At 63.5% G+C, this 20,462-nt stretch carries 20 protein-coding genes and 3 pseudogenes; 9 read left to right on the forward strand and 14 right to left on the reverse strand.

The genetic code is table 11. From position 1 onward, the window contains the following. The first annotated feature begins 425 nt into the window (after window positions 1–425). The 4 genes and pseudogenes from EBE87_RS24820 (at window position 426) to EBE87_RS24830 (ending at window position 4,881) form a co-directional block, all read left to right on the forward strand. Window positions 426–695 carry a hypothetical protein gene (locus EBE87_RS24820; RefSeq protein ID WP_199707411.1) on the forward strand — a complete coding sequence of 90 codons (270 nt, stop codon included), beginning with the start codon at window positions 426–428 and terminating at the stop codon, window positions 693–695. Between the two features lie 223 nt (window positions 696–918). Continuing rightward, window positions 919–3,069 carry a hybrid sensor histidine kinase/response regulator gene (locus tag EBE87_RS24825; RefSeq protein WP_120638658.1) on the forward strand — a complete coding sequence of 717 codons (2,151 nt, stop codon included), beginning with the start codon at window positions 919–921 and terminating at the stop codon, window positions 3,067–3,069. Window positions 3,070–4,114: 1,045 nt separating this feature from the next. Beyond that, window positions 4,115–4,255, forward strand: a pseudogene (locus EBE87_RS30020) (transposase); the annotation flags it as partial. 41 nt (window positions 4,256–4,296) lie between these two features. After that, on the forward strand, window positions 4,297–4,881 hold the full coding sequence (locus EBE87_RS24830) for a hypothetical protein (protein WP_233553242.1): 585 nt from the start codon (window positions 4,297–4,299) through the stop codon (window positions 4,879–4,881). Here EBE87_RS24830 and tnpC read toward each other — a convergent pair. From tnpC to tnpA, 3 genes are read right to left on the reverse strand one after another with little or no spacing between them, the layout of a single operon-like run. After that, entirely contained in the window at window positions 4,803–6,398 is a 1,596-nt protein-coding gene (gene tnpC, locus EBE87_RS24835) for an IS66 family transposase (RefSeq protein ID WP_120638643.1), read from the reverse strand. The two genes, EBE87_RS24830 and tnpC, sit on opposite strands and share 79 nt — an antisense overlap. 55 nt (window positions 6,399–6,453) lie before the next feature. Further along, the gene (gene tnpB / locus EBE87_RS24840) at window positions 6,454–6,801 is read right to left on the reverse strand and encodes an IS66 family insertion sequence element accessory protein TnpB (RefSeq protein ID WP_120638644.1); all 348 of its coding nucleotides are present in this window, start codon (window positions 6,799–6,801) and stop codon (window positions 6,454–6,456) included. Further along, on the reverse strand, window positions 6,798–7,184 hold the full coding sequence (gene tnpA / locus EBE87_RS24845) for an IS66-like element accessory protein TnpA (RefSeq protein ID WP_120638645.1): 387 nt from the start codon (window positions 7,182–7,184) through the stop codon (window positions 6,798–6,800). Before tnpA ends, tnpB begins: the two co-directional genes overlap by 4 nt. A 105-nt stretch (window positions 7,185–7,289) precedes the next feature. On the opposite strand from tnpA, the gene EBE87_RS30555 reads away from it, so the two are divergent. Beyond that, window positions 7,290–7,613, forward strand: coding sequence for a hypothetical protein (locus EBE87_RS30555; protein WP_147426068.1), 324 nt, complete (start codon window positions 7,290–7,292; stop codon window positions 7,611–7,613). 14 nt (window positions 7,614–7,627) lie between these two features. Beyond that, window positions 7,628–8,353, forward strand: a complete 726-nt coding sequence (locus tag EBE87_RS24855) for an SDR family NAD(P)-dependent oxidoreductase (protein WP_367605328.1) — start codon at window positions 7,628–7,630, stop codon at window positions 8,351–8,353. Window positions 8,354–8,531: 178 nt separating this feature from the next. On the opposite strand, the gene EBE87_RS24860 is transcribed toward EBE87_RS24855, so the two are convergent. The 8 genes from EBE87_RS24860 to EBE87_RS24895 form a co-directional block, all read right to left on the reverse strand. Then, entirely contained in the window at window positions 8,532–9,806 is a 1,275-nt protein-coding gene (locus EBE87_RS24860; RefSeq protein WP_120638647.1) for a TRAP transporter large permease, read from the reverse strand. Between the two features lie 12 nt (window positions 9,807–9,818). Next, on the reverse strand, window positions 9,819–10,538 hold the full coding sequence (locus EBE87_RS24865) for a TRAP transporter small permease (protein WP_147426069.1): 720 nt from the start codon (window positions 10,536–10,538) through the stop codon (window positions 9,819–9,821). After that, the gene (locus EBE87_RS24870; RefSeq protein ID WP_120638649.1) at window positions 10,499–11,497 is read right to left on the reverse strand and encodes a TRAP transporter substrate-binding protein; all 999 of its coding nucleotides are present in this window, start codon (window positions 11,495–11,497) and stop codon (window positions 10,499–10,501) included. Before EBE87_RS24870 ends, EBE87_RS24865 begins: the two co-directional genes overlap by 40 nt. Before the next feature lie 34 nt (window positions 11,498–11,531). Beyond that, window positions 11,532–12,455, reverse strand: coding sequence for an amidohydrolase family protein (locus EBE87_RS24875; protein WP_120638650.1), 924 nt, complete (start codon window positions 12,453–12,455; stop codon window positions 11,532–11,534). Continuing rightward, a complete protein-coding gene (locus EBE87_RS24880; protein ID WP_199707415.1) occupies window positions 12,452–13,357 on the reverse strand; it encodes an NAD(P)-dependent oxidoreductase in 906 nt (301 codons plus the stop codon). The genes EBE87_RS24875 and EBE87_RS24880 overlap by 4 nt, the downstream gene beginning before the upstream one ends. Next, the gene (locus tag EBE87_RS24885) at window positions 13,354–14,244 is read right to left on the reverse strand and encodes an NAD(P)-dependent oxidoreductase (protein ID WP_120638651.1); all 891 of its coding nucleotides are present in this window, start codon (window positions 14,242–14,244) and stop codon (window positions 13,354–13,356) included. The genes EBE87_RS24880 and EBE87_RS24885 overlap by 4 nt, the downstream gene beginning before the upstream one ends. Before the next feature lie 5 nt (window positions 14,245–14,249). Further along, the gene (locus EBE87_RS24890; RefSeq protein ID WP_147426070.1) at window positions 14,250–15,566 is read right to left on the reverse strand and encodes an ABC transporter substrate-binding protein; all 1,317 of its coding nucleotides are present in this window, start codon (window positions 15,564–15,566) and stop codon (window positions 14,250–14,252) included. A gap of 86 nt (window positions 15,567–15,652) precedes the next feature. Then, a complete protein-coding gene (locus EBE87_RS24895) occupies window positions 15,653–16,174 on the reverse strand; it encodes a hypothetical protein (RefSeq protein WP_147426071.1) in 522 nt (173 codons plus the stop codon). A gap of 723 nt (window positions 16,175–16,897) precedes the next feature. Between EBE87_RS24895 and EBE87_RS29205 the strand changes: the two genes are divergently transcribed. Both EBE87_RS29205 and EBE87_RS24905 read left to right on the forward strand, forming a co-directional pair. After that, window positions 16,898–17,041, forward strand: a complete 144-nt coding sequence (locus EBE87_RS29205; RefSeq protein WP_158600891.1) for a hypothetical protein — start codon at window positions 16,898–16,900, stop codon at window positions 17,039–17,041. A gap of 677 nt (window positions 17,042–17,718) precedes the next feature. After that, complete coding sequence (locus tag EBE87_RS24905) at window positions 17,719–18,729, forward strand: FkbM family methyltransferase (RefSeq protein WP_120638655.1); 1,011 nt, start codon at window positions 17,719–17,721, stop codon at window positions 18,727–18,729. A 25-nt stretch (window positions 18,730–18,754) separates the two neighbouring features. On the opposite strand, the gene EBE87_RS24910 is transcribed toward EBE87_RS24905, so the two are convergent. Beyond that, window positions 18,755–19,048, reverse strand: a complete 294-nt coding sequence (locus tag EBE87_RS24910) for a BrnA antitoxin family protein (protein WP_199707417.1) — start codon at window positions 19,046–19,048, stop codon at window positions 18,755–18,757. Between the two features lie 349 nt (window positions 19,049–19,397). Next, the gene (locus EBE87_RS28810) at window positions 19,398–19,589 is read right to left on the reverse strand and encodes a hypothetical protein (protein ID WP_147426072.1); all 192 of its coding nucleotides are present in this window, start codon (window positions 19,587–19,589) and stop codon (window positions 19,398–19,400) included. A 126-nt stretch (window positions 19,590–19,715) separates the two neighbouring features. On the opposite strand from EBE87_RS28810, the pseudogene EBE87_RS24920 reads away from it, so the two are divergent. Then, window positions 19,716–20,069, forward strand: a pseudogene (locus EBE87_RS24920) (helix-turn-helix domain-containing protein); the annotation flags it as partial. Between the two features lie 197 nt (window positions 20,070–20,266). On the opposite strand, the pseudogene EBE87_RS30690 reads toward EBE87_RS24920, so the two are convergent. After that, window positions 20,267–20,462, reverse strand: a pseudogene (locus EBE87_RS30690) (DDE-type integrase/transposase/recombinase); the annotation flags it as partial.

Consider the following 20,462-nt stretch of genomic DNA (forward strand, 5'->3'; position numbering starts at 1 on the left):
CGATCAAAACGGAAAACCGCCGAGCAGTATTGCGTGGCGGATCATCTTCAATTTGAAACGGAAACAAGCTCAGAACCCAAATGAATGGGCAGGAGAAGCACACCGGAACAACGAAAACTGACAGAATCTATATAGAGAGTGGTCCGGCAATTTACAAGTTTTATTAACCTCATCCTGGTGAGGAGGAAGCGGTATTGAATTCCGGCGTCGCTGAGATTTTGCGGGCCCGCGTTGACGAGGACTGTATAGCTGCGATGAGAGCGGCACGTTGGTCATCAGGCAGGCTACAAAGAACTTTAGCCGGGAGGCCGGCCGCCAGCCGCCGCCAGGATCGGGAAGCGGAAACGGCGGCGCTGTGTTGGAACACAAGCCAGCACAATGCGAGATGTTGCTGGAGACCCCGCCCTTCATTGAGGAGCCATGACATGACGCTTTCGTCGGCAGAGATCTACAGGAGCCAGAATGGCGATACCTGGTGGTTGATCCGAGATGACGCATCACATCAGGTCTATGTCCGGCATGAAGCTAATCCTGCATCGGGTGGCCATGTCACTGAGATGAGCGTCGAAGACTTCCTCAGCCGCAGGGGCTCTGGTCCGGAATATGCGGCGACCCAGGAACTGCTGAAGGCGAAAGACGAGGAGACCAAGCTGCTGGCCCGCACGGCTCCGTTGCCACCAGACGAAAGCGCATAGCCACGTTGCCTCGGGTCAGGCACCGGACACCGATGATGGCATCAGCCGGTCCGCGGTCCCACCGGCATGACAAGCGTGAGTTATCGTATATGCGCAGGCAAACGGGGAACGACACTTGGCGACGACCCCGTCGTTCCTGCTAAAAATATCGTGCGGCATCTGCCTGTGGTAGGAGGTGCAGCATTTCTTCGCGCCCTCCCTCCTGAAGCAGCTCCCCGGATTTATGCCCAACCTCACGCTTCGCCTGCACAAGCTGATGCTTGCTGCTTCTCTACTTGTGCCAGCTGGTCTCTTCAGCGCGGCGGCTCTCCATAATCGGGCAGAAGTTCTGCGCGAGGGACAAGACGCCCTCACTCGCACGACCAGCGTAATGGATGAGCATGCCCGGAAGGTCTTCGAGACAGGTGACCTCGTGCTTGGGCGCTTGGACGACCGTATCCACAATCTGAGTTGGAGCGAAATTTCCGCTCCCGAAACCAGCGCCTTTCTTGCCCAGCTCAAGGCTCGGCTGGAGCAGGTCGTCTCGATCTGGGTCACAGATGCCCAGGGTATGGTACGCGCCGGCAGTCAGAGCTGGGACCCAGTAGTAACGATTGCCAGCCGTGATTTCTTCCAGGCTCAGCGCGAGCGAGACGCCGGCACCTATGTCAGCGCGCCATTCCGCGGCAAGGCCACGCAGACCGCCAGTTTTGCTGTCAGTCGGCGTCGCTCGACGTCTGACGGACGGTTTGATGGCATCATCCATATCGCGCTTAGCCCAGATTATTTTGCGCACTACTACGCCAGTACTCTTCTTGGCTCTGGCCAAACAGCAACTTTGTTGCGTGCCGATGGGGTTGTCATTGCGCGCACCTCCCCGCATGACATCGATGTGCCCTTGCCAACGAGGGATCGCTTCAAGCGTCGGATCGCACAAACGCCGCAAGGCGGTTCCTTCGTCAGCAATGCGGGCGAGGAAGGAAGAGAACGGGCCTATGCCTACCGTGCAGTGGGAACATATCCGCTTTATGTGGTCTTCAGGGCGGACATAGCGGCGATGCTCAGTCGCTGGCACGCCAATCTGGCCGTGTTCGGCGCTGTTGCGGGCGTAGCATCGCTCATGTTGTTGCTGATGTCTTGGATGGCACTCCGCGGCGTTCAGTCGGCAGCAATGGCGATGGCCCAGCTGACTGCGACCATGGATGAACTTCAACGCGAAACAGCTCAACGCGAGGCCGCCGAGCAGCGCGTCCGCCAAGTGCAGAAAATGGAGGCCGTCGGCCAGCTAACAGGCGGGATCGCGCATGACTTCAACAATCTTCTGATGGCCATACTGGGTAGCATGTTGTTGCTGCGGAAGCGCCTTCCTGCAGGTGATGACCGCGCACTGCGGCTGCTGGACAATGCGGTGCAGGGTGCGCAACGCGGGGCGTCACTCACCCAGCGTCTGCTGGCCTTCAGTCGTGGTCAAGCACTCAAGCCGGACGTGGTGCACATCCCAGAATTGGTGCGAGGGATGGCAGAACTGCTGCGCAGTTCCATGGGCGCGATTGTGCAAGTCGAGACCAGCTTTCCACCCGCCCTGGCTCCCGCCTACGTTGATGCGAACCAGTTGGAACTGGCGCTCCTGAACCTGGCGGTGAACGCGCGCGATGCCATGCCAGAAGGTGGCTTGCTGACGATCTCCGGCCGCGACGATCTGGTCAGTGCAGGGCAGCTCACCGAACTGCCGCCAGGACATTACGTGGTGTTATCGGTGATAGACAACGGGGAGGGCATGGATGAAGCGACACTTGCCCGTTGCATGGAGCCGTTCTTCACGACCAAGGGGGTCGGCAAGGGGACTGGGCTCGGCCTCTCCATGGTGTACGGCCTCGCTGCACAGTCCGGCGGTCGGCTTGTCCTCCACAGCCGCCAGGGCGAAGGCACGACTGCCGAACTCTGGTTACCACGTGCCGAAGCAAGACAAGCCATGGCGGCGCAGCCAAATAGCGCATTGTGTGAAGAACGGACAATGCCGCGGACGTCTTGCACTGTGCTGCTGGTGGATGACGATCCACTGGTGCTGGCCAGTACCACAACGATGCTGGAGGATCTTGGCCATGCCGTTGTGGCAGCGACTTCGGGCCGAGAGGCAATGGACATCCTCCGCGCGGGCGCCAAGGTGGATCTCGTCGTAACGGATCAGGCGATGCCCGGCATGACCGGTCTGCAACTTGCGTCTCAGCTTCAGCTGTTACATTCACAGATGCCCGTTATGCTGATCACGGGCTACGCGGATCGGACAGAGCTGACCACTGCAACCATGCCACTGCTTTACAAGCCATTCTCCCAAAGTGCTCTGGAAGCTGCTATCCAAAGTTGTCTGAGTGAGCGACAACGCGCGGCAGAGTAAGGTAGTGATTGTCCAGGCGTAAACCACGACTACAGAGAAGTTTTCCAGCCTCGCTGAAGAAAGTCATGATCCATACCGGCCTACGTCAGGTAGGCCAAGCATGAGCTATCGGCTTTAGGTTTCTTTATCTCGCAGCTCCTAATACGGCCGAGGCACGCTGCAGATAGCTAATACCAGCTTCGCCCAAGGGTATGCGATAAAGGTGCAGCGGGTTGCAACGCGCTATGCCACCAAGTTGGACGAGCTCCTGCGGGAGAAATCATCCTACCAGACGTCAGCCCTGCTTCTGGCAGCAGTGCTGATATGCCTCAGCTTGGTTGAGCTGACGCCGCAAAGAGAACAAGCCTCGCTCGCTGTGCGGCGTTCGTTGCCGTCAAGAGACCCTTCTGCTGAAGAGAACGCACAAGATCCTGCTGCCGTGCGACCAGGACTGTGGCGTGCTGCACGCGTCGTGGCCCTTGCAGGCCTATTTCATCAGTTTCGAGCATCATTCGTCCTGGTCAACAAGAACGCTGCGATAGCTCAAGCGGCGAAGTGAAGTTCCATTCCTGCCGCATCATCTTCGCCATGCAACCGGCCGCGCTGCACGGCCGCCAGATCCAGGGTTGCGTCGCCTGGCTGCAGTTCCACCAGTCGTTGTCCAGCAGCGCTAGCATGTGGCCTTGGCGATGCCCTTGCAGTCAAGGCAGCAGCCGATGGCAAAGGTGGATCTGCGCAACGTTCTGACCACGGTGTGTCGCGCCCACTCGCGAAGCAACACTGCGTCTTTAAGGATGAGGACCTGCTGGTGCGGCTGCATGCTGCGTCGGCGAATACTGAACCGCGTCCCGGTCTTCCATACAGATGAAAGCAAAATAAAAATACGTAATGCGACAATGATGATTTGTCCTACATGATTTTCTACAAAGCAGGATTTCTATAGATACAAGCTATCCGTCCAAGCGAGGCGGCGACATCGACCCACAGATAATCAATAATCTCAGAGCCCGTTTGAGAATGTAGCAGGTGAGGTGTTCAGGCGTCGTCACATGCCCAAATGGGCTGGATGTGGACCAAGGAACATCGCGCACGTCAGGCGGCCTTTGAGCGGCGCCGCTATCCGACGGATCTGACCGATCAGGAATGGCAGCTCATTCGGCCTCTGCTGCCGCCCAGCAGTGCCCGCGGCAGACGCTGGGCCACGCTGCCGAGCGCAACAGCGAGCGGGCGCTGCGCAGCCCGGCCAGGATGGCGCGGCTGTTTGCGCGATACCCGGCGGCGCTGGAGAACACGCTGCGGGTGCTGGAGGCCTGCTCCGGCTTCTCACTGGACCAGTTGCGGCACGAGTACCCGGCCGAGATCCTGGAGCCTGGTCGCACGGCGCAGCAGACGCTCACGGACCGCGTCTGGGCCGCCGCCCGGGAGCGTTGGCCGCGCGGCGTGCCGGACGACATCCAGGCCCGCATCCGCCACGAGCTGGCGCTGATCGCCCAGCTCAATTACGCCGCCTACTTCCTCACCGTGCACGAGATCGTCCGCTTTGCCCGAAGCAAGGGCATTCTGTGCCAGGGGCGCGGCTCGGCGGCGAATTCCACCTGCTGCTACGTGCTCGGCATCACCGCGGTGGACCCGTCCAAGCACGACCTGCTGTTCGAGCGCTTTGTTTCGGCCAATCGGAACGAGCCGCCCGATATCGACGTCGACTTCGAGCATGAGCGGCGGGGTATCCATGCGGTGACGGCCGCGGTTGACGCTCAGGCGGCGGCAGTCGCGGGCGCTTGGGAACGCTGCCACTTCCAAGGCAGGAGTTCGTCGAGCCTGGAGGCGGGGTGATCGGCGATGCGGGCGAGCACATCGGCGAGCCAGGCACGCGGGTCGACGCTGTTCAGCTTCGCGGTGGTGATCAAGGCGTAGATCATCGCAGCCCGCTCACCGCCACGGTCGCTGCCTGCGAACAGCCATGCCTTTCTGCCAAGGGCCACGCCGCGGAGGGCGCGCTCGGCCGCGTTGTTCGTCAAACAAACCCGGCCATCGCTGAGGAACTGAGTGAATGCGGCCCAACGCTTGAGCGCGTAGTCCAGCGCCTTGGCCAGGTCGTTGTGGCGCGACAGCCTGCCCCTGGTCTCCAGCATCCAGGCGCGGAGATCGGCAACCAGTGGGGCCACGACGCTCTGCCGGTGGGTGAGCCGATCGGCCGCCGGGCACCGGTTCACCGCCCGCTCGGCCTCGAACACTTGGTCGATGCGGCGCACGGCCTCGGCCGCCAGCGGCGCGCGGGCCACCTCGGCCAACTCGAACACCTTGCGCCGGAAATGCGCCCAGCACGCCGCCTCCGTGATCGCCCCGGGCTTGCGGCCGGGCAGGTAGAGATCACCGAACCCGGCATAAGCGTCGGCCTGCAGGATCCCGGTGTAGGAGGCCAGGTGCCGCTTGGGGTGCTCGGCGGTGCGGTCACGCGAGAAATAGAACACCGCGGCCGGTGGCGCGGGTCCGGCAAAGGGCTGGTCGTCCCGCACATAGGTCCAGAGGCGGGCGGTGACCGTCTTGCCGCGCGCGAGCAGCGGCACCGTGGTGTCGTCCCCGTGCAGGCGCTCGGCGGCCAGAACATGCGCCTCGATGAGGGCATGGAGGGGTGAGAGCACTGCCGCCGCGGTGCCGACCCAGTCCGCCAGGGTGGAGACGCTCAGTTCCACGCCCTCACGGGCATAGCTCTCGCTCTGCCGGTTCAGCGGCAGGTGCTGGCCGAACTTGGCCTCCAGGACCATGGCGAGCAGGTTCGGCCCGGCACGTCCGCGGGCGATCGGATGGAACGGCGCGGGCGGCTGGGTGATGCGATCGCAGGCACGGCAAGAGAACTTCTCGCGTACCGTCTGGATGACCTTCCACTGCCGCGGGACGACCTCCAGGGTCTCGGTCACGTCCTCACCGAGCTTGGACAGTTTGCCGCCGCAGCAGGGGCAGGCGGCGGGTGACGGGAGCACCACCCGTTCACGCGGCAGGTGGGCAGGCAGAGGGCCACGGGACGGCCTGCGCGGCGGCGGTGCGCCGGGCCGGGTTCTCGCCTGCTCCTCCGCCCGCGTGGCGTCCTCGGCCTCCGTGGCGACCAACTCGCCGAGTTCCAGCTCCAGCTGATCCAGCAGCTTGCGGCCGCGCTCGGAGGAGGCACCGAACTTGTCGTGCCGCAGCTTGGCGATCACCAGCTTGAGGTGGGTGATCATCGCCTCGGCACCCACCGCCCTTGCCTCGGCGCCGGTGGCACGGGCCTCGGCCGCGAGGCGCGCCTCCCGCTCGGCCGCCAGTGCCGCGCGCAGGGTCTCAACGTCGTCGGTGTGATCCGGCGCGGGCGTCATACCGGAATTGAATCAGATGAGTGCCAGCCCTGCCAGCACAATCCTCCGCAGGAGGTCAGCCCGCGGCCTGAGGTCTGTAGGTCAGTTGCGGGTTCCGCCAGTCGATGCCGTCGAGCATGTAGGCCAACTGCGCAGCGGAGATCGGCGCGGCATCGCCTGCGGTCGTGGGCCAGAGGAAGCGTCCTCGTTCCAGCCTCTTGGCGTAGAGGGACATGCCGAGCCCGTCGTGCCACAGGATCTTGAGCAGGTCGCCGCGCTTGCCCCGAAAGACGTACAGATCGCCCGCGTGCGGATCACGTCCGAGCGCCTCCTGCACCTGCAAGGCGAGACCATTCATGCCGCGGCGCATATCCGTATGCCCGACTGCGAGCCAGACGCGGACACCGGAGGGAACTGGGATCACCCGCGGAGCACCAACAGCAGGCGGCGCAGGGCAGCCGCCCCGATGTTCTCCGCCACGCGCAGGCGGGTACCATCCGGCAGCACGATCTCGACGGAGCGCTCACCCTCCAGGGCATCGCCCGGGCAGGATGCTCCTCCAACCCGTTCCATGGCCTCGGCTCCAGGAAGGGCTGATACGACGTGGACAGGCACAAAACTCGGCGTCTCGACCGCCAGCCGCCCCCGCCGCTGGGCGTCACGCCACTGCCAGATCAGGCCACGGCTGACGTCATGCCGTCGCGCGACAACAGCAAGCCGGGCACCGGCATCAATCTCGGCCAGGATCCGGAGCTTGTCCTCGGTCCGCCAGCGCCGACGCCGCTCCACCCCATTGATGATCTCCATCCCACCCGCCCGCCCTTACCGACACCCTTAAGAACGTCCGTAAGATCAGCAATCACCCAAGGCTGAGAAGGCGTGACTCACCGGATGGGTACGCGGCGGGAGGAGGTGATCCAGCACATCTACAAACGCTATGGCCGCGAGCGGGCGGCGATCGCCGGTACGGTGATCCGCTATCGCGCCCGCAGTGCTGTCAGAGAGGTCGGCAAGGCGCTGGGCCTGTCGGAGGACGTCACCGCCAGGCTGGCCAAGGGTTCCTGGGGCCCGGGGCGGGACAGCAGCCTCAGTGAGGTCGCTAGCTCCGAGGGGTTGGATCCGACGGATCGCCGCCTCGCCTTGGCCTTGGAACTCGCCGAAGACATCCAAGACTTCCCGCGCCACCTGGCGACGCATGTGGGTGGCTTCGTGATGAGCCGGGGGGGGGACCGCTGATCGAGCTGGCGGTGGTGACCAACGCCGCCATGGAAGGCCGCACCACGCTGGAATGGGACAAGGACGACATCGACGCGCTGGGGCTGCTGAAGGTCGATGTGTTGGCGCTCGGCATGCTCTCCTGTCTGCGCCGCGGCTTTGCGCTGTTTGAGCCGCTCGTCGGCGATGTGACGCAGGAGGATGCTGCCAGGCGCGCCGTCACGCTCGCCATCGAATCCTTCGGCCGGTTGGACACCCTTGTGAAAAACGCAGGGATCATCATCAACAAACGCGTCCTGGACATGAGCCTGGAGGAATGGGAGAGCGTCTTCGCCGTCAACGCCACAGGCGCCTTCCTGCATGCCCGCGAGGCCATGCGGGCCATGGTTCCGGCAGGCCGCGGCGCCATTGTCAACGTCGGCTCCTACGCCTGCTTTCAGGCCTTCCCGACGATCGCCGCCTATGCGGCTTCGAAAGGCGCCTTGGCGCAGCTGACCCGTGTCCTGGCTCTTGAAGGCATCGAGCATGGTATCCGCGTCAACGCTGTCGGTTCCGGCGACGTCGTGACAAACATCCTGAACCACGCGCTCGAGGATGGCCGCGCCTTCCTGGCGGAGCATGGCAAGAGCGCTCCAATCCGACGGGCAGCTGAGCCAGGAGAGATCGCGGAGGTCATTGCCTTCCTGGCCTCCGAACGGGCAAGCTACATGGTCGGCGCTATCGCTATGGCTGATGGTGGAATGAGTGTAGCCCTACCCTGACGTGCAATGGGCAGATCAGCCATTCTGCTTCTGGCCAACAGCCGGCATGGACAGTATTGTGGCATCTGGTGCTCGCCCCTTATCTGACGCGATGCTCAGAGGATTATCGGAGCCCTTGTGCCTTCGAAGCCGCTCTGTATTTCACCAGCCGCCCTCCACTTTCTGTCCAGCCTTTGCCTCAGCGCAGCAGTTTCGGCAGCCAGAGCGTGAGATCAGGCCAGATCGTGATGATGAACAGTGAAAGAAAGAGGGGAAGGTAGAAGGGCACGACGGCTCGTAGGACCGACCACATCGACACCTTAGCGATGTCGGAGAGCAAGAAAAGCGCCAAGCCCAGTGGAGGCGTCAACAGGCCGATCATGAGGTTGAATACAAAAATGATGCCGAGATGGACCGGGTCAACCCCGGCCAAGACGAGCGGTGCCGAGATCAGGGGAGCAACGAGCAATGTCGCCGTCGTCGAGTCGAGGAACATGCCAACGATGAGGAGCAGAACGTTGACGATGAGAAGCAGCATGAGCGGGTCTGTGGAGATCGAGAGCAGGCTGCGGGTGAACATCTGCGGCAACTGCTCCACCGCCATTACCCAACCGAACAGCGCCGCGGCTGAGACGATAATCAGCACCGCAGAGGTCGTCTTAACCGTGTCGAAAAGGGCGAAGCGCATTCGCTCCCAGGTGATGCCGCCGTAGAAGACAACAGTGATGAACAGGATATATGCGACCGTGATCGAAGCGGCTTCGGTCGGCGTGAACAGGCCCTCCAGCATGCCGCCGACAAGCAGGAGCGGCGTGATCAGCGCCGGCAGCGCCGGCATAAAGGTGGACCATAGATCCTTAACGGTCGGCCAACGTTCGGAGCGTGGGTGGTTATGCCTGTAGGCGAGCCAGGCGACAGTGATCATCAGTAGCGCAGTGTAGAGCAGCGCAGGCATCACCCCCCCAATCAGCAGCTGAACCATCGAGACGCTCGTGGCCGAGCCGTAGATGATAAGCGGGATTGATGGCGGGAAGATGGGGCCTACCACAGCCGACGCGCCGGTGATCGCGGCGGAGTAGGCGCGACTGAAGCCCGCCCGCGTCATCGCGCGAATCTCGATGCGGCCGAGCCCACCGATATCGGCGAGCGCCGCGCCCGATGTGCCAGAGAACACCAGAGAGCCAATTACGTTCACCTGCGCGAGTCCACCGGGAACGCGCCCGCCAAGGGTATGCGCGAACTTGTAGATATGGCTTGTGATGCCAGCCTGGTTCATCAAGCTTCCGACGAAGATGAAGACAGGGACCGCAACAAGCGGAAAAGAATCAAGCGCATAGGTCATGCGCTGCGCCATCAGTTCGAGCGGAAAGCCGGAAACCAATACATAGACCAGGGCAGGCACCGCGATCGCGACCACGACCGGGATGCCAAGAATGAACAGCGCCATGAAGGCGAGGATGATGATGATTGCCATGATGCCGGGCCTTCAGTGCGGGCGCATTGCTTCAGGCAGATCGAGCTCTTCTTCGGGCTCCTGCTCCTGTGGGAAGGTGATATAGAGCGGCTTCCCCTGAAAGACCTTGAAGCACTGGATTGCGCACTCCAACGTCGTCATTGAAAAGCTGAGCACGGCCGCACCTAGAAAGATCCAGTACGGGATGCCCAGCGTCGGCGTGGCATTGTCGAGGTTGGTGCCGATCGCGATCAGGCTCGCCGCGACCATCGCCGCGAAGGTCGCGGTGCAGATGAATGCGGCGGCTAGCTTCATCCCGTGAATGATTCGCGGCGGAAGCATCGCAAGGATCTCTTCCATCCTGATGCTCGCGCCCGCCGAGACGACATAGGGAACAGCGAGGAATACTGAGCAGATCAGCATGAAGCGGGCAAGTTCTTCGACGCCGATGATCGGAACGCCGAAGATCTCGCGCGCGACCACCTGAATGAAGGGCAGCGAAACCATCGCCACCAGCATCACGAGGCTTCCCCAGCGGAAGATCCAGCGCAGCGGTTCCACTGCGCGGTCGATTGCATAGGTGCGGCTGTCAACGGCTGCAACGATCTGCGGCGCTTCGACAAGGACATTATGATTGTGCAAGAGTGCCTCGCAGGTGGTGGTTTCCGCGCTTACCGGAGAGAAAGAGCCGGGCTGGGCCCGGCTCCTTGCCGTCACCGGATGGCAGTGATGCGTTCCATCAGCGGCTTCCAACTCGGGAAGTCCGCATTGATCTGCGCGCTGACCGACTTACGGAATTCGGCGACCTTGAGACCTTCCTTCTCGGTGATGAAGGTCATGCCTCTTTGCTTGAGCTCATCGATCAGCTTGATCTCGGCCTCAAGGCCAAGCTTTAGCGTCTCCTCACCGACCTCCGCCGCAACCTCCGCGAGGATGGCGCGGTCCTTCTCAGGGATAGATTGCCAGGTGCGCTCGTTGATGAAGACGGGCAGTACGTTCTGCATGTGCCCCGTCAGCATCGCGTGCGTCTGCACCTCGTAGAGCTTGTTGGCGTTGATCATCGTCAGCGGGTTCTCCTGCCCGATCACCAGCCCGGTCATTAGCGCAGTCGGTAGTTCCGCCACCTCGACCGGCGTCGGAATGGCGCCCATGCCCTTGATCATGCTCGTCCAGAGCGGTAGTGGCACACCACGGAAGCGCCTGTCCTTGAGATCCGCTGGCGAATAGACTGCCATCTTTGCGGTCATCTGGCGCGCGCCGCGGTAGAGCCGGCCGATCACGCGGATATTGGCCTGCTTCACCAGCCTGTCCGAGACCTCCTTCATCACTTCTGACTGGTTTGGGTCGGTCGCGGCCATGGCGTGGATGCCGTCGCGATAGATGAAGGGCGCGGCGAAGGCACCTATCTCGGGCAGCAACCGGGTCAGTGAGCCGAACTCGTGATGTGCCAGCGGAATCGCGCCAGAACGGACGCCGTCAACCGTTTCCGACGCGCCGCCGAGCTGCGAATTGGGAAAGACCTGGATCTTGATACGGCCTTCGGCACGCTTCTCGACCCGCTTTGCGAACTCCTCGGCGTACCAATGCTGGATGTCGCCTTCTGAGCCGACGTGGGCGTAGCGGATCGTCGTCTGCGCGGCGGCCGGCGCAGCCAGGCTGAGTGTAAGTCCCAGGACGCCAGCCAGCGTCTTGAACATCTTTCTCTTGTTCATTGATTTCCTCCTTTAGTTTCTTATGGTTAGGAACTCACGAGCAGACTGCTCCCTGCAAACGATAGAAGCGCACTGCATTGTCGTGGAACAGGCTGTCCCTCTCGGCTTCTGTCCGGTCTGCGGTCGCGGCCAGAAAGCCCGAGTAGATCGTGTCGAAATCGCCGACGAGACGTTCAACAGGGAAATTGCTGGCGAACATACAGCGGTCGGAGCCGAATATGGTGATCGTGTCCTGGATCAGCGAGCCGTTGGCTTCGATCGACCAGGGTTGTCCAGGGCTACCGATACCGGAGATCTTGATGGCGATATTAGGCTGTGCGGCGGCAGTCTCGAGAGCTCTGCGCCAGTTGGCGAGTCCTTCCACGCTGCGGTCGGCTGGTAGGCCGGTATGATTGATGATCAGTTGCGTGCGCGGAAAGTCGTGCGCGAGATCCGCTGCAGCGTCGAGATGCCACCAGGGTGTCTGGAGGTCGTAGGAAAGGCGGTAGTGCTCCATCAGCGCATAGCCGCGGCGCCAGACAGGATCGTCCATGGAGCCGGGCAGGCCCCGCCGTGCATCACGAGGGGAGGCAGCCGCAGTCGGTTTATGACGCACCCCACGGACAAGCGGGATCCTCGCATGGGAGGTAAGGAGCGCCTCAGCCTCGTCAGAAGCGAAGTCACACCAAGCCACCACCGCAGACGGCAAGCCGTGCTCGGCCGCGACCCACGCTACCCAGTGTGGCTCCTGGGCAGCCAGCGTCCGGTTCCACTCGGCTTCTACATAGACCGAACCGACCACTGGCCAACCAGCCGTGTCTCTCCGGTAGTTCTGCGGCATGTAGTCGCGGCAGATGTCGGAATAGTCGCCGTACCGGAACTGGATACGCTCGTACTTCAGCCAGGGTAGGTCGTTCCTGAGATCCCAGACATGATGATGTGCATCGATCACTGCCCTGGGGCGGGGAAGGTCTATCATCGCATCTTGCCACGTATCGCCGCGTCGTGCTCGTAGAGCTTGACGACTGCGGCAGAGTCGGACATCTCGTGGCCGAGCGCGACATAATCCTTGTACCGCTGCACGCCCTGCTCAATGACCTTGAGGTCAAGCTCAAGGTCGTGGGCGAACGCCGACACTGCCTTCAGATCCTTGAGAAGCTGGCGAGCGTAAGACGAGGGCGGTTCGAAGGCTCGCTGCTGCATCTGCGGATACAGCCTCTGCAGCAGGCTTGAGTCCGCATGGCCGCCGGCAAGGCATTGCGGCAGACGCGCAGCGTCAATCCCGGCAGCCTCGGCTAGCATCAGCGCCTCCGCCATCACGACATAGCCGGTGCCTACGATGGCTTGGTTGATGATCTTGGTCGTCTGTCCTGCTCCGACAGGTCCCATCAACGTGACGTTGCCGGCCATCTGCTCGATGATCGGCTTCGCCTTCTTGAAATCTTCCTCGCTGCCGCCGGCCATCACCGTCATCTGGCCCGTGCGCGCAAGTTGAGGGCCACCGGAGACTGGGGCGTCAACCCATCCCGCGCCGGTCGCTTGCTTCAACGCCGCAGCAACCTGACGGGTGCCTTCCGGGTCAGCCGTGGAGAAGTCAATCACCAGCGAAGGACCCGGACCGGCCGCAACAACCCCGTCCTTGCCAAGGATGCAGCGCTCCACGGCCTGCATGTGAAGCACGCACAGCATCAGGATGTCGCTTGAGGCGGCGACTTCGGCTGGGCTATCGGCCGGAATGGCCCCATAGGGCATAACCGTCTGCAGCCGCTCCGGCTCCAGATTCCACACTTTCACTGGGAAGCCGAGGTCCAGCAGCCGTCGCACCATGGCCTCACCCATGATGCCGATGCCGAGGAAGCCGATGCGGGGCTTGGGCATCATGGGACCTCCCCCGCTTGGTTGGTCAAGCGGTCATACACGCGGAATAGGGCCTGGTTGCCGTTGGCCCCCTCCCCATGTGCCCGGGCTTCCAGGTAAAGGCTGGTCGCCAGGGCAAGGCCGGGCAGCGGCAACCCATGCTGGAAGCCCAACTCGCCGGCAAGGCGCAGATCCTTCAGCTTCAGGTCGATGCGGAAGCCCGCGCCCGCGTCCCTGGCGATCATCTTGGGCCCGAGGTTCTGCAGCATCCAGGAGGACGCGGCGCCACCCAGCAGCACCTCCCGCAGCAGCTCCAGGTCCAGGCCGGCGGCGCGCCCCAGGGCCAGCGCCTCGCAGATGGCCTGCAGGTTCAGGGCGCAGATGAGCTGGTTGCACGCCTTCACCGTCTGCCCCGCGCCGGGTGGACCGACATGGCGAACAGTGGTGCCCAACGCAGTCAGGATCGGCTGCGCCGCTGCGAAGCCCGCTTTCGTCCCGCCCGCCATGATGGACAGGCTGCCGCTTTCCGCCCCCTGTGGGCCGCCGGACACGGGAGCGTCCAGCATGGCCGTGCCCACGGCTTCCAGCCGCGCCGCCATGCTGCGGCTGGCGGCCGCGGAGATGGTGCTCATGTCAATCACCAGCCGTCCCGCCGGCGGGTTCTCCACAAGCCCCCCTGGGCCGAGCACGACCTCCTCCACCTGCGGCGTGTCCGGCAGCATGAGCACCACAGCCTCGGCATTGCGCGCCGCCTCGGCCACCGAGCCGGCGACGGTCGCGCCGCGGGCGGAAAACTCCTCCATCGCTTCGCGCCGGACGTCGTGGACATGCAGTGCGTGGCCGGCGGCGATGAGGTTCGCCGCCATGCCCCGCCCCATGGTACCCAGGCCAATAAAGCCGATCCTCGCCATACCGCTTAGCTCCTGTAGATGCGCTGGGCACGCCGCTCAGCGCTGCGCACTGCGTCCTGCGGTGAGGACTGCCCAGTCACGACCCCGCCGAACATGTCGGACACGATGTTCTCCGCCAGGGCCGCCGCGGAAGCCGTGCCGAGCGTGCCGGCATAGCCCACTGAGCGTCCCCGCGCCGCCACGTCGCGGAACACCCGGATCCTCGGGTCGCGATCCCAGAGCGGGCTGGATTCGTAGGCGCGCAGGGCGTGGCTGACGTAGCCCACAGAACCGTCCAGTACCTTCTCGTATTGCGGCTTTTCCAGCAGAAAGGTAAGGAACGCCTTCGCGGCATTCGGGTAGCGCGTGTAGCGGAAGGCGATAAAGGGATAGACCAAGTGCATCTCCGTAGGCTGGGCGGCCGGGCCGACGGGCCAATTCGCGTGGTCGATGTCGTCGGCGAAGGCCATCTTGTCCGCCCGTGCTTTGGCGTAGACAGACACGGAATTGTTGGTCAGCGAGACCTGCTCGCCCAGGAAGGCGCTGTTGTTCGAGGCGTCGGTCCAGGACACCGTTCCTGGGATGAAGCTGGAGGCGAGGGCGCGCGCATAGTCCAGGGCGCGGAGGGTTTCCGGGCTGTTGAGCGCGACCCGGTTGTTCTCGTCCACCAGCCTGCCACCATGCGACCAGAGCAGCCAATGTGAGAAGGAGTTGCCGTCGCTGGGCGCGCGGCCAAAAGCGAATCCCGCGGGCTTGCCGATCCGTTTCAGCTCCGTGCACAGCTTCAGGAATCCGTCGGTATCGGTGGGGAAGCTTTGGAACCCCGCCTCCTTCATTGCGGACACGCGGTACACCGGCAGCACGCCGATCACGACGTTGGAGATGCCGATCCAGCGCCCGTCGCGCTTCCCGTACTGCTCGATTAGCGGATACCAGCCGCCATACTTCCCTCCGATGTAGTCGGCGACGTCGGAAAGGTCGAGCAATTTGTCGGCGAAGAGATGCGGCGTGGTATGCAGCGTCCAGGCCAGGTCGGGCCCGCTGCCGACATTGGCCGCGACGCTGAGCTGCGGCTGCACGTCGTCCTGCCACACGTTGTCAATGCGCACGGGCACGCCGGTCGCCTCGGTGAAGGCGCGGATGTTCTCCGTCGTGGCTTTGTCCTCGGCATCCAGGAAGCGGCTCCAGCGGAGGAAGCGGAGCTGCGCGCCCGGCTCGGGCTTGAAGGGCTGTTCCTGCGCCCAAGCGCGGGACCACCCGAACAGCGCCTCGCCGGTGAGGCCGAGCGAGGCGGTGCCGGCCAGGGTGGCGGCACTGCCGAGGATGCTGCGTCGTCCAAGCATGATGCGGTCTTCCTCCCGGTTGGTGCTTTCCGTCGCAGGCCAGGGGCGGAAGCGCCGCACACCGTTCTCGCTTCCCTGGCGCGTTTCTAAAGGCGGTTAATCCTCGCTGCATTGTTGTCGTGCAGCAGTGCGCGGCGCTCGGCTTCGGAGCGGTCGGTGGCCGCCTGCAGGAAGCCATCTACGACGGCGTCGAAGCTGCCGGCCAGGCTGTCCACGCGGAGGCCGCGCATCAGGAAGCGGGCCGCCTGCCCCGCCAGCACCGCGCCCACCTCTGGATCGTCCAGTTGGGCCTGGGCGACGCAGGTGCTGGGTAACCCTCCCCGCTCCGCCAGACGCTCCAGCCATTCGGTTTCCGCGACCGGATGGGCCGGGTCGAACTCGGCCTCCATGTGGACAGTGCCCCAGACCAGATGCCCGGCCGCGTCGGCTCCGTCATCGGCGGGGAAGTAGTTGCGGTGCAGCGCACTGCAGGCATCGTAGCGGAACGGGATCGGCTCAGGATCGCGGAGCCAGGGATGGTGGTTGGCGTCCAGGTCCCAGAAGTGCTGGTGCGCATCGATGATGCGCAGCATGGCGCTGTCGCCCGGGACCGCATCCTTGCGTCCCACCAGCCCATCGCCTTGCGCTGCGCCAGCCAGAACGCCGTGCGTAGCCCTGGGGTGCGTCGCGGACGGGCTGGTCATCGGCCTAGTGGCGCCGCTCGCACCCGGGCCCCGAACTCACGGCGGGGCGTCCGAGCAGGCTATCGCCTTAGGGCAGGCTATGCACAGCGCGACGTGTAGGGCGCGCTTACCGCCTGTGTTCGGCTCCATGGTCGTTCCCCCTGAGAACGGAAGCTTTCCAGCGCGGCGGCACCGGGCGCTTCTCTGTTGTCCAACTCTGGCACGTCATCCTTTTGGAGAACAAGTGGCTATGGAGCGAAGAATTCGCACGACCCTCCCTGCAGACGGCCGCCAACTGTTCCCAGGCCGAACGGAGATCGCCACTTGAAGAACCAGGGCCGGTTTCCTTGCTGTTCGCAGAAGCTTCTCGGCCTCGAAGGAGTGGTTACGGATTCGTCGCGGATGGCGCGTTACTGCTCGGATTGGTCCGGCGACCTGGCTGGAGTCCCACTTGCCGGGGCGCGGCCTGCGGGGCACGGCCGGGGTGGTGGCAGGCTCCGATCTCGCCCTGGCGCTCGTATAAGCGGCTTGGGAGCCGAGCTCGCATGGCAAGTTGAGGCGCGGCTCGTCATGTCATCAAACATGGCGGCGGCCAGATAAGATCCAGTGTTGGGCGGCTGCCATCCCGCCGAGGACTACAGGGTCGACTGCCTCTCGGCCAGGACCAGGATGAGCCTGCAACACTTCGCGCGCCTGTTCTGGGTCGAGACAGGATCGACCCTGGCGGCTTACGCCAAGGACGTACGGACCAAGGTCGCGCGTCCACTCCTCAAGAGCGGCGACATAGCCATGAAGCAGGTCGCCGGCGATTGAGGGTTCAGGGATACCGACACCTTCCGGCGCACCTTCGTCAGGCGGGTCGGGACAATGTCGGTGGAGTACTAGCGCAGTTATTGTGGCAGCTGCACCAAAAGGCTCCGGCGGGCACAAGATGGCGAGATTATCGACCGCTCGTCAGTAAAGCCGTCCGCCTCAAAGAGGCCGCAACGGTGAAAGGCCGTAGCTGACAGCCCACTGCCTCTGATCACACGACCGTTACATAAACAATATGATCAGGGATTGACGGACGTAGACTCAAAAATGAACATTAAAAGAAAGTAATTTTGGTGCCATGTCGGGGCGGCAGCCTGCCGAGCCCTGGTCGGGAGAGGGATGTCCAGGTGGATCTCAGCGTCCTACGCCCTGCTCTCAATGCAGCGCCCGATGCGATCTGCTCCTGCGCGCAGGCGGGCCGCGGACAGGCTAAGCTATTGTGAGAGCCTCCTGATGATGGCACACCTCTCGGTGTTCGCGCCGCTGCACTACCTGCCGCAGCCTGTTTATAGTTGGCCGCGTGGTATAGGCGACCTCACCACCTCCCGCGCGGCAGGCGAGGCATTCGGTGCGGATGGTCCGCATGGCGGCCACGGAATCCCCGCTGCACGGGCCACGGCGATGGAAAGCGGCGACTGCTATAGCGGCGCCGAGCATTTTCATGTGGGACCCGCCGCATGATCCCCACCACGATGCGTGAGACCGCGTTGCGTGCCGCCTGCGCTGGGTTGCGGATGTATTTCCAGCATGCACCTTTCGCCTTCGGGAAGCAGCGACTCTGGGACCAGGTGGTGCAGCGCTACATCGCCTGGCGGCGGCTGGAGATCGAGGCACGCACACGCTTCGGCGCCCGCTTCGCCGGCAGCTTTCCCGATGCGGTCCATAGCTACGCCTATTTCTTCGGAATCTGGGAACCCGCCGTCACCGCCTTCTACCGCCACGCCCTACGGCCGGGCGACGTGGTGGTGGATATCGGCGCCAATGTCGGCATGCATGCGCTGCTCGCTGCCCATCTCGTCGGTCCAGACGGCCAGGTGCATGCCATCGAAGCCTCGTCCTGGATTCATGAGCGCCTGCGCCAGAACCTGCGGACTAATGGCATCTACAACGTTGCCACCTACAACATGGCGGTGACGGAAGTACCAGGCATGGTACCGGTCTTCGTGCACGACGACACCAACCTGGGTGGCACTACCATCGTGGCGGCCGAGGCCTCCAAGACGCAGCGGCAGGAACTCGTGGAAGGCCGCCCCCTGGGCGATATCCTGCCCGTCGAGGTGCTACGCGCCGCCCGCCTGATCAAGATCGACGTCGAGGGTGCCGAGATCATGGTGGTGAAGGGCATGCGCGATCTGCTGCCGCTGCTGCGGCAGGACGTGGAGATCCTGGTGGAGGTGAAGACGGCCGCCCTGGCGGCCCTGGGCAGTTCCCTGCAGGAATTCCTCAACATCTTCGCCGAGGCCGGCTTCAAGCCCTTCGAGATCGCAAATGCCTATGACGGCGCCTTCTATATCGGCCGGAAGCACCAAGCCGCGCCAGCGCCACTGCAAAGGTATGACTTCGAGATGGCGGACCTGCTCTTTCGCCGCGTCGCCGGCCATTGTCCTGATCGCAAGATCCCTACGATCTCAAGCCCGGAAGGCCGCGTAGGAGGACGGCGACGGTCCTTCTCAGCATCGTCAGCCTGAGGCAGTTCCGAGTGATAAGTGTTCCTCAGCCAAGCTTCCCCAACACCGCCTTCCGCAGCGTGTCATTGACGCGGCTCTGCCAGCCTGGCCCACTGTCGCGCAGAGCCCGCACCAAGTCTGCGTCTAACCGCAGCGACACCGCCTCCTTCACGGCGGTCTTCTGTCGCCCGCGCCGCCGCACCAATGAGGCTGCTACACGCTCCCCCAACACCTCGGCGGCTGGCCGCGCTCGGGCGAAGTCCTCCTCCGTCCACTCCGGGTTCTCCGGATCAGCCGCGATGCCGTGCTGGATGGCGGCCTCTTCGGCGTCCGTCGGCATCCTAAGCTTCCGCTTCATAGAGCCTGTTCTCCTTCCTGCTCGCAATCCGAAGGCTGATCACCCGAACCGTGCGGCGTTCCACTGAGAAAACTAAGACATGCAGGCGGTCGCCAATCGGCGCCAGAGCCAACATGCGGGGCTCAGCATAGCCGAACCGCACATCAGCAATCACCACGCCCACTCGAAGCCCTCTACTGCCCCGAAGGCCACGCCGTGCTTGGCAAGGTTGGACGCGGCCTTGGCGGCGTTGAAGGAGTAGCGCACGACTATTCATACTTAAGAACGGCGGCTCGACGCAAGCTAATTGTATGCACAAAATGATTATGAATGGCAGGTAACCTGCCCTGGCTCAGTTATCCGGAACACTGCCTGGTGACTTGCCCCTGCCGGTCAGCGCCCCGCTGCGCCACATGCACAGGAAGATTCCTTCTGCCAGCAAGGGTGGACGACCGAACCGCACCCACAACCCGCGTCGGATCAGGTCGCGCTCTGCTGCGGTGAGCATCTCGATTGTGCTGTTGGAGATGGCTGAGCCGGCCATGCGGCCAATGTGCCACGCTGCACTGGCTCGGGTGGCTTTATACCAAGTCTCTGAGAGGCTGAATCGTTCAGGGGGTTCCCCTAGCGGCGGCGAGGTGATTCAACATGGCGAGCAAGGAGGTTCGCCATGCCCATCCCACTCCGGGCTGACTTTGACGCCGCGGCGCTTCGCGCTGCGGCTCAGCAGACAAAGGATGCGGCTCAGGCTCGCCGCCTGTTGGCCTTGGCAGCCGTTTATGACGGGGCGTCGCGTACTGAGGCTGCCCGGCTCGGCGGGGTGACGCTGCAGATTGTTCGGGACTGGGTCCTGCGGTTCAACGCCGAAGGTTCGGCCGGGCTGGTCGACCGCAAGGCGCCGGGCCAGGTATCCCGGCTGAACGATATCCATCGCGTGGCCCTGGCGGCGGTGCTGGAGAGCGGTCCGAGGCCGGCGATCCACGGTGTGGTGCGCTGGCGCCTGGTGGCATTGTCACGTTGCTTGATGACCAGGCGAGTCTGAGCGCATGGCGGGGCTTGCGTGACCTCACACCGTTGTCTGGGCACACGTCTCCTGCTGCCAGATCCGGAACGCCTTGTTGCGCGAACGGCGATACTGATCGGCCGTCATCAGGTGCCGCCGTGGACGGAAGTGGCCATAGATCATCGCGTGCGCTGTGAGGAAGCGCTGTGCCTGCTCGGGTGACTTGAAACGCTGCATCTGGCGTTCTCGACGTCGCGTCGGCCTGTGGGAATTCTCGGCACGATTGTTCAGATAGCGGCTGGTCCGATGCCGCACAGCGGGCAAGATTTCTCGCTGTGCGACGCCATAGCTGCGGAGCCCATCAGTCACGATGCGCCGCGGCTTGTACTCAAGGCCGGCCAGCAGGTGCTTGAA

It is taken from the genome of Teichococcus wenyumeiae, from assembly GCF_003696345.1.
In the GTDB taxonomy this organism is placed as follows: Bacteria; Pseudomonadota; Alphaproteobacteria; order Acetobacterales; family Acetobacteraceae; genus Pseudoroseomonas; species Pseudoroseomonas wenyumeiae.

What these genes read in the sequence shown, in the direction of transcription:
- EBE87_RS24820 (WP_199707411.1), top strand. Translation starts at nt 426, where the DNA reads ATGACGCTTTCGTCGGCAGAGATCTACAGGAGCCAGAATGGCGATACC.
- EBE87_RS24825 (WP_120638658.1), top strand. Translation starts at nt 919, where the DNA reads ATGCCCAACCTCACGCTTCGCCTGCACAAGCTGATGCTTGCTGCTTCT.
- EBE87_RS24830 (WP_233553242.1), top strand. Translation starts at nt 4,297, where the DNA reads ATGGCGCGGCTGTTTGCGCGATACCCGGCGGCGCTGGAGAACACGCTG.
- tnpC (WP_120638643.1), bottom strand. Translation starts at nt 6,398, where the DNA reads ATGACGCCCGCGCCGGATCACACCGACGACGTTGAGACCCTGCGCGCG.
- tnpA (WP_120638645.1), bottom strand. Translation starts at nt 7,184, where the DNA reads ATGGAGATCATCAATGGGGTGGAGCGGCGTCGGCGCTGGCGGACCGAG.
- EBE87_RS24860 (WP_120638647.1), bottom strand. Translation starts at nt 9,806, where the DNA reads ATGGCAATCATCATCATCCTCGCCTTCATGGCGCTGTTCATTCTTGGC.
- EBE87_RS24870 (WP_120638649.1), bottom strand. Translation starts at nt 11,497, where the DNA reads ATGAACAAGAGAAAGATGTTCAAGACGCTGGCTGGCGTCCTGGGACTT.
- EBE87_RS24875 (WP_120638650.1), bottom strand. Translation starts at nt 12,455, where the DNA reads ATGATAGACCTTCCCCGCCCCAGGGCAGTGATCGATGCACATCATCAT.
- EBE87_RS24880 (WP_199707415.1), bottom strand. Translation starts at nt 13,357, where the DNA reads ATGATGCCCAAGCCCCGCATCGGCTTCCTCGGCATCGGCATCATGGGT.
- EBE87_RS24885 (WP_120638651.1), bottom strand. Translation starts at nt 14,244, where the DNA reads ATGGCGAGGATCGGCTTTATTGGCCTGGGTACCATGGGGCGGGGCATG.
- EBE87_RS24890 (WP_147426070.1), bottom strand. Translation starts at nt 15,566, where the DNA reads ATGCTTGGACGACGCAGCATCCTCGGCAGTGCCGCCACCCTGGCCGGC.
- EBE87_RS29205 (WP_158600891.1), top strand. Translation starts at nt 16,898, where the DNA reads ATGAGCCTGCAACACTTCGCGCGCCTGTTCTGGGTCGAGACAGGATCG.
- EBE87_RS24905 (WP_120638655.1), top strand. Translation starts at nt 17,719, where the DNA reads ATGATCCCCACCACGATGCGTGAGACCGCGTTGCGTGCCGCCTGCGCT.
- EBE87_RS24910 (WP_199707417.1), bottom strand. Translation starts at nt 19,048, where the DNA reads ATGCCGACGGACGCCGAAGAGGCCGCCATCCAGCACGGCATCGCGGCT.
- EBE87_RS28810 (WP_147426072.1), bottom strand. Translation starts at nt 19,589, where the DNA reads ATGGCCGGCTCAGCCATCTCCAACAGCACAATCGAGATGCTCACCGCA.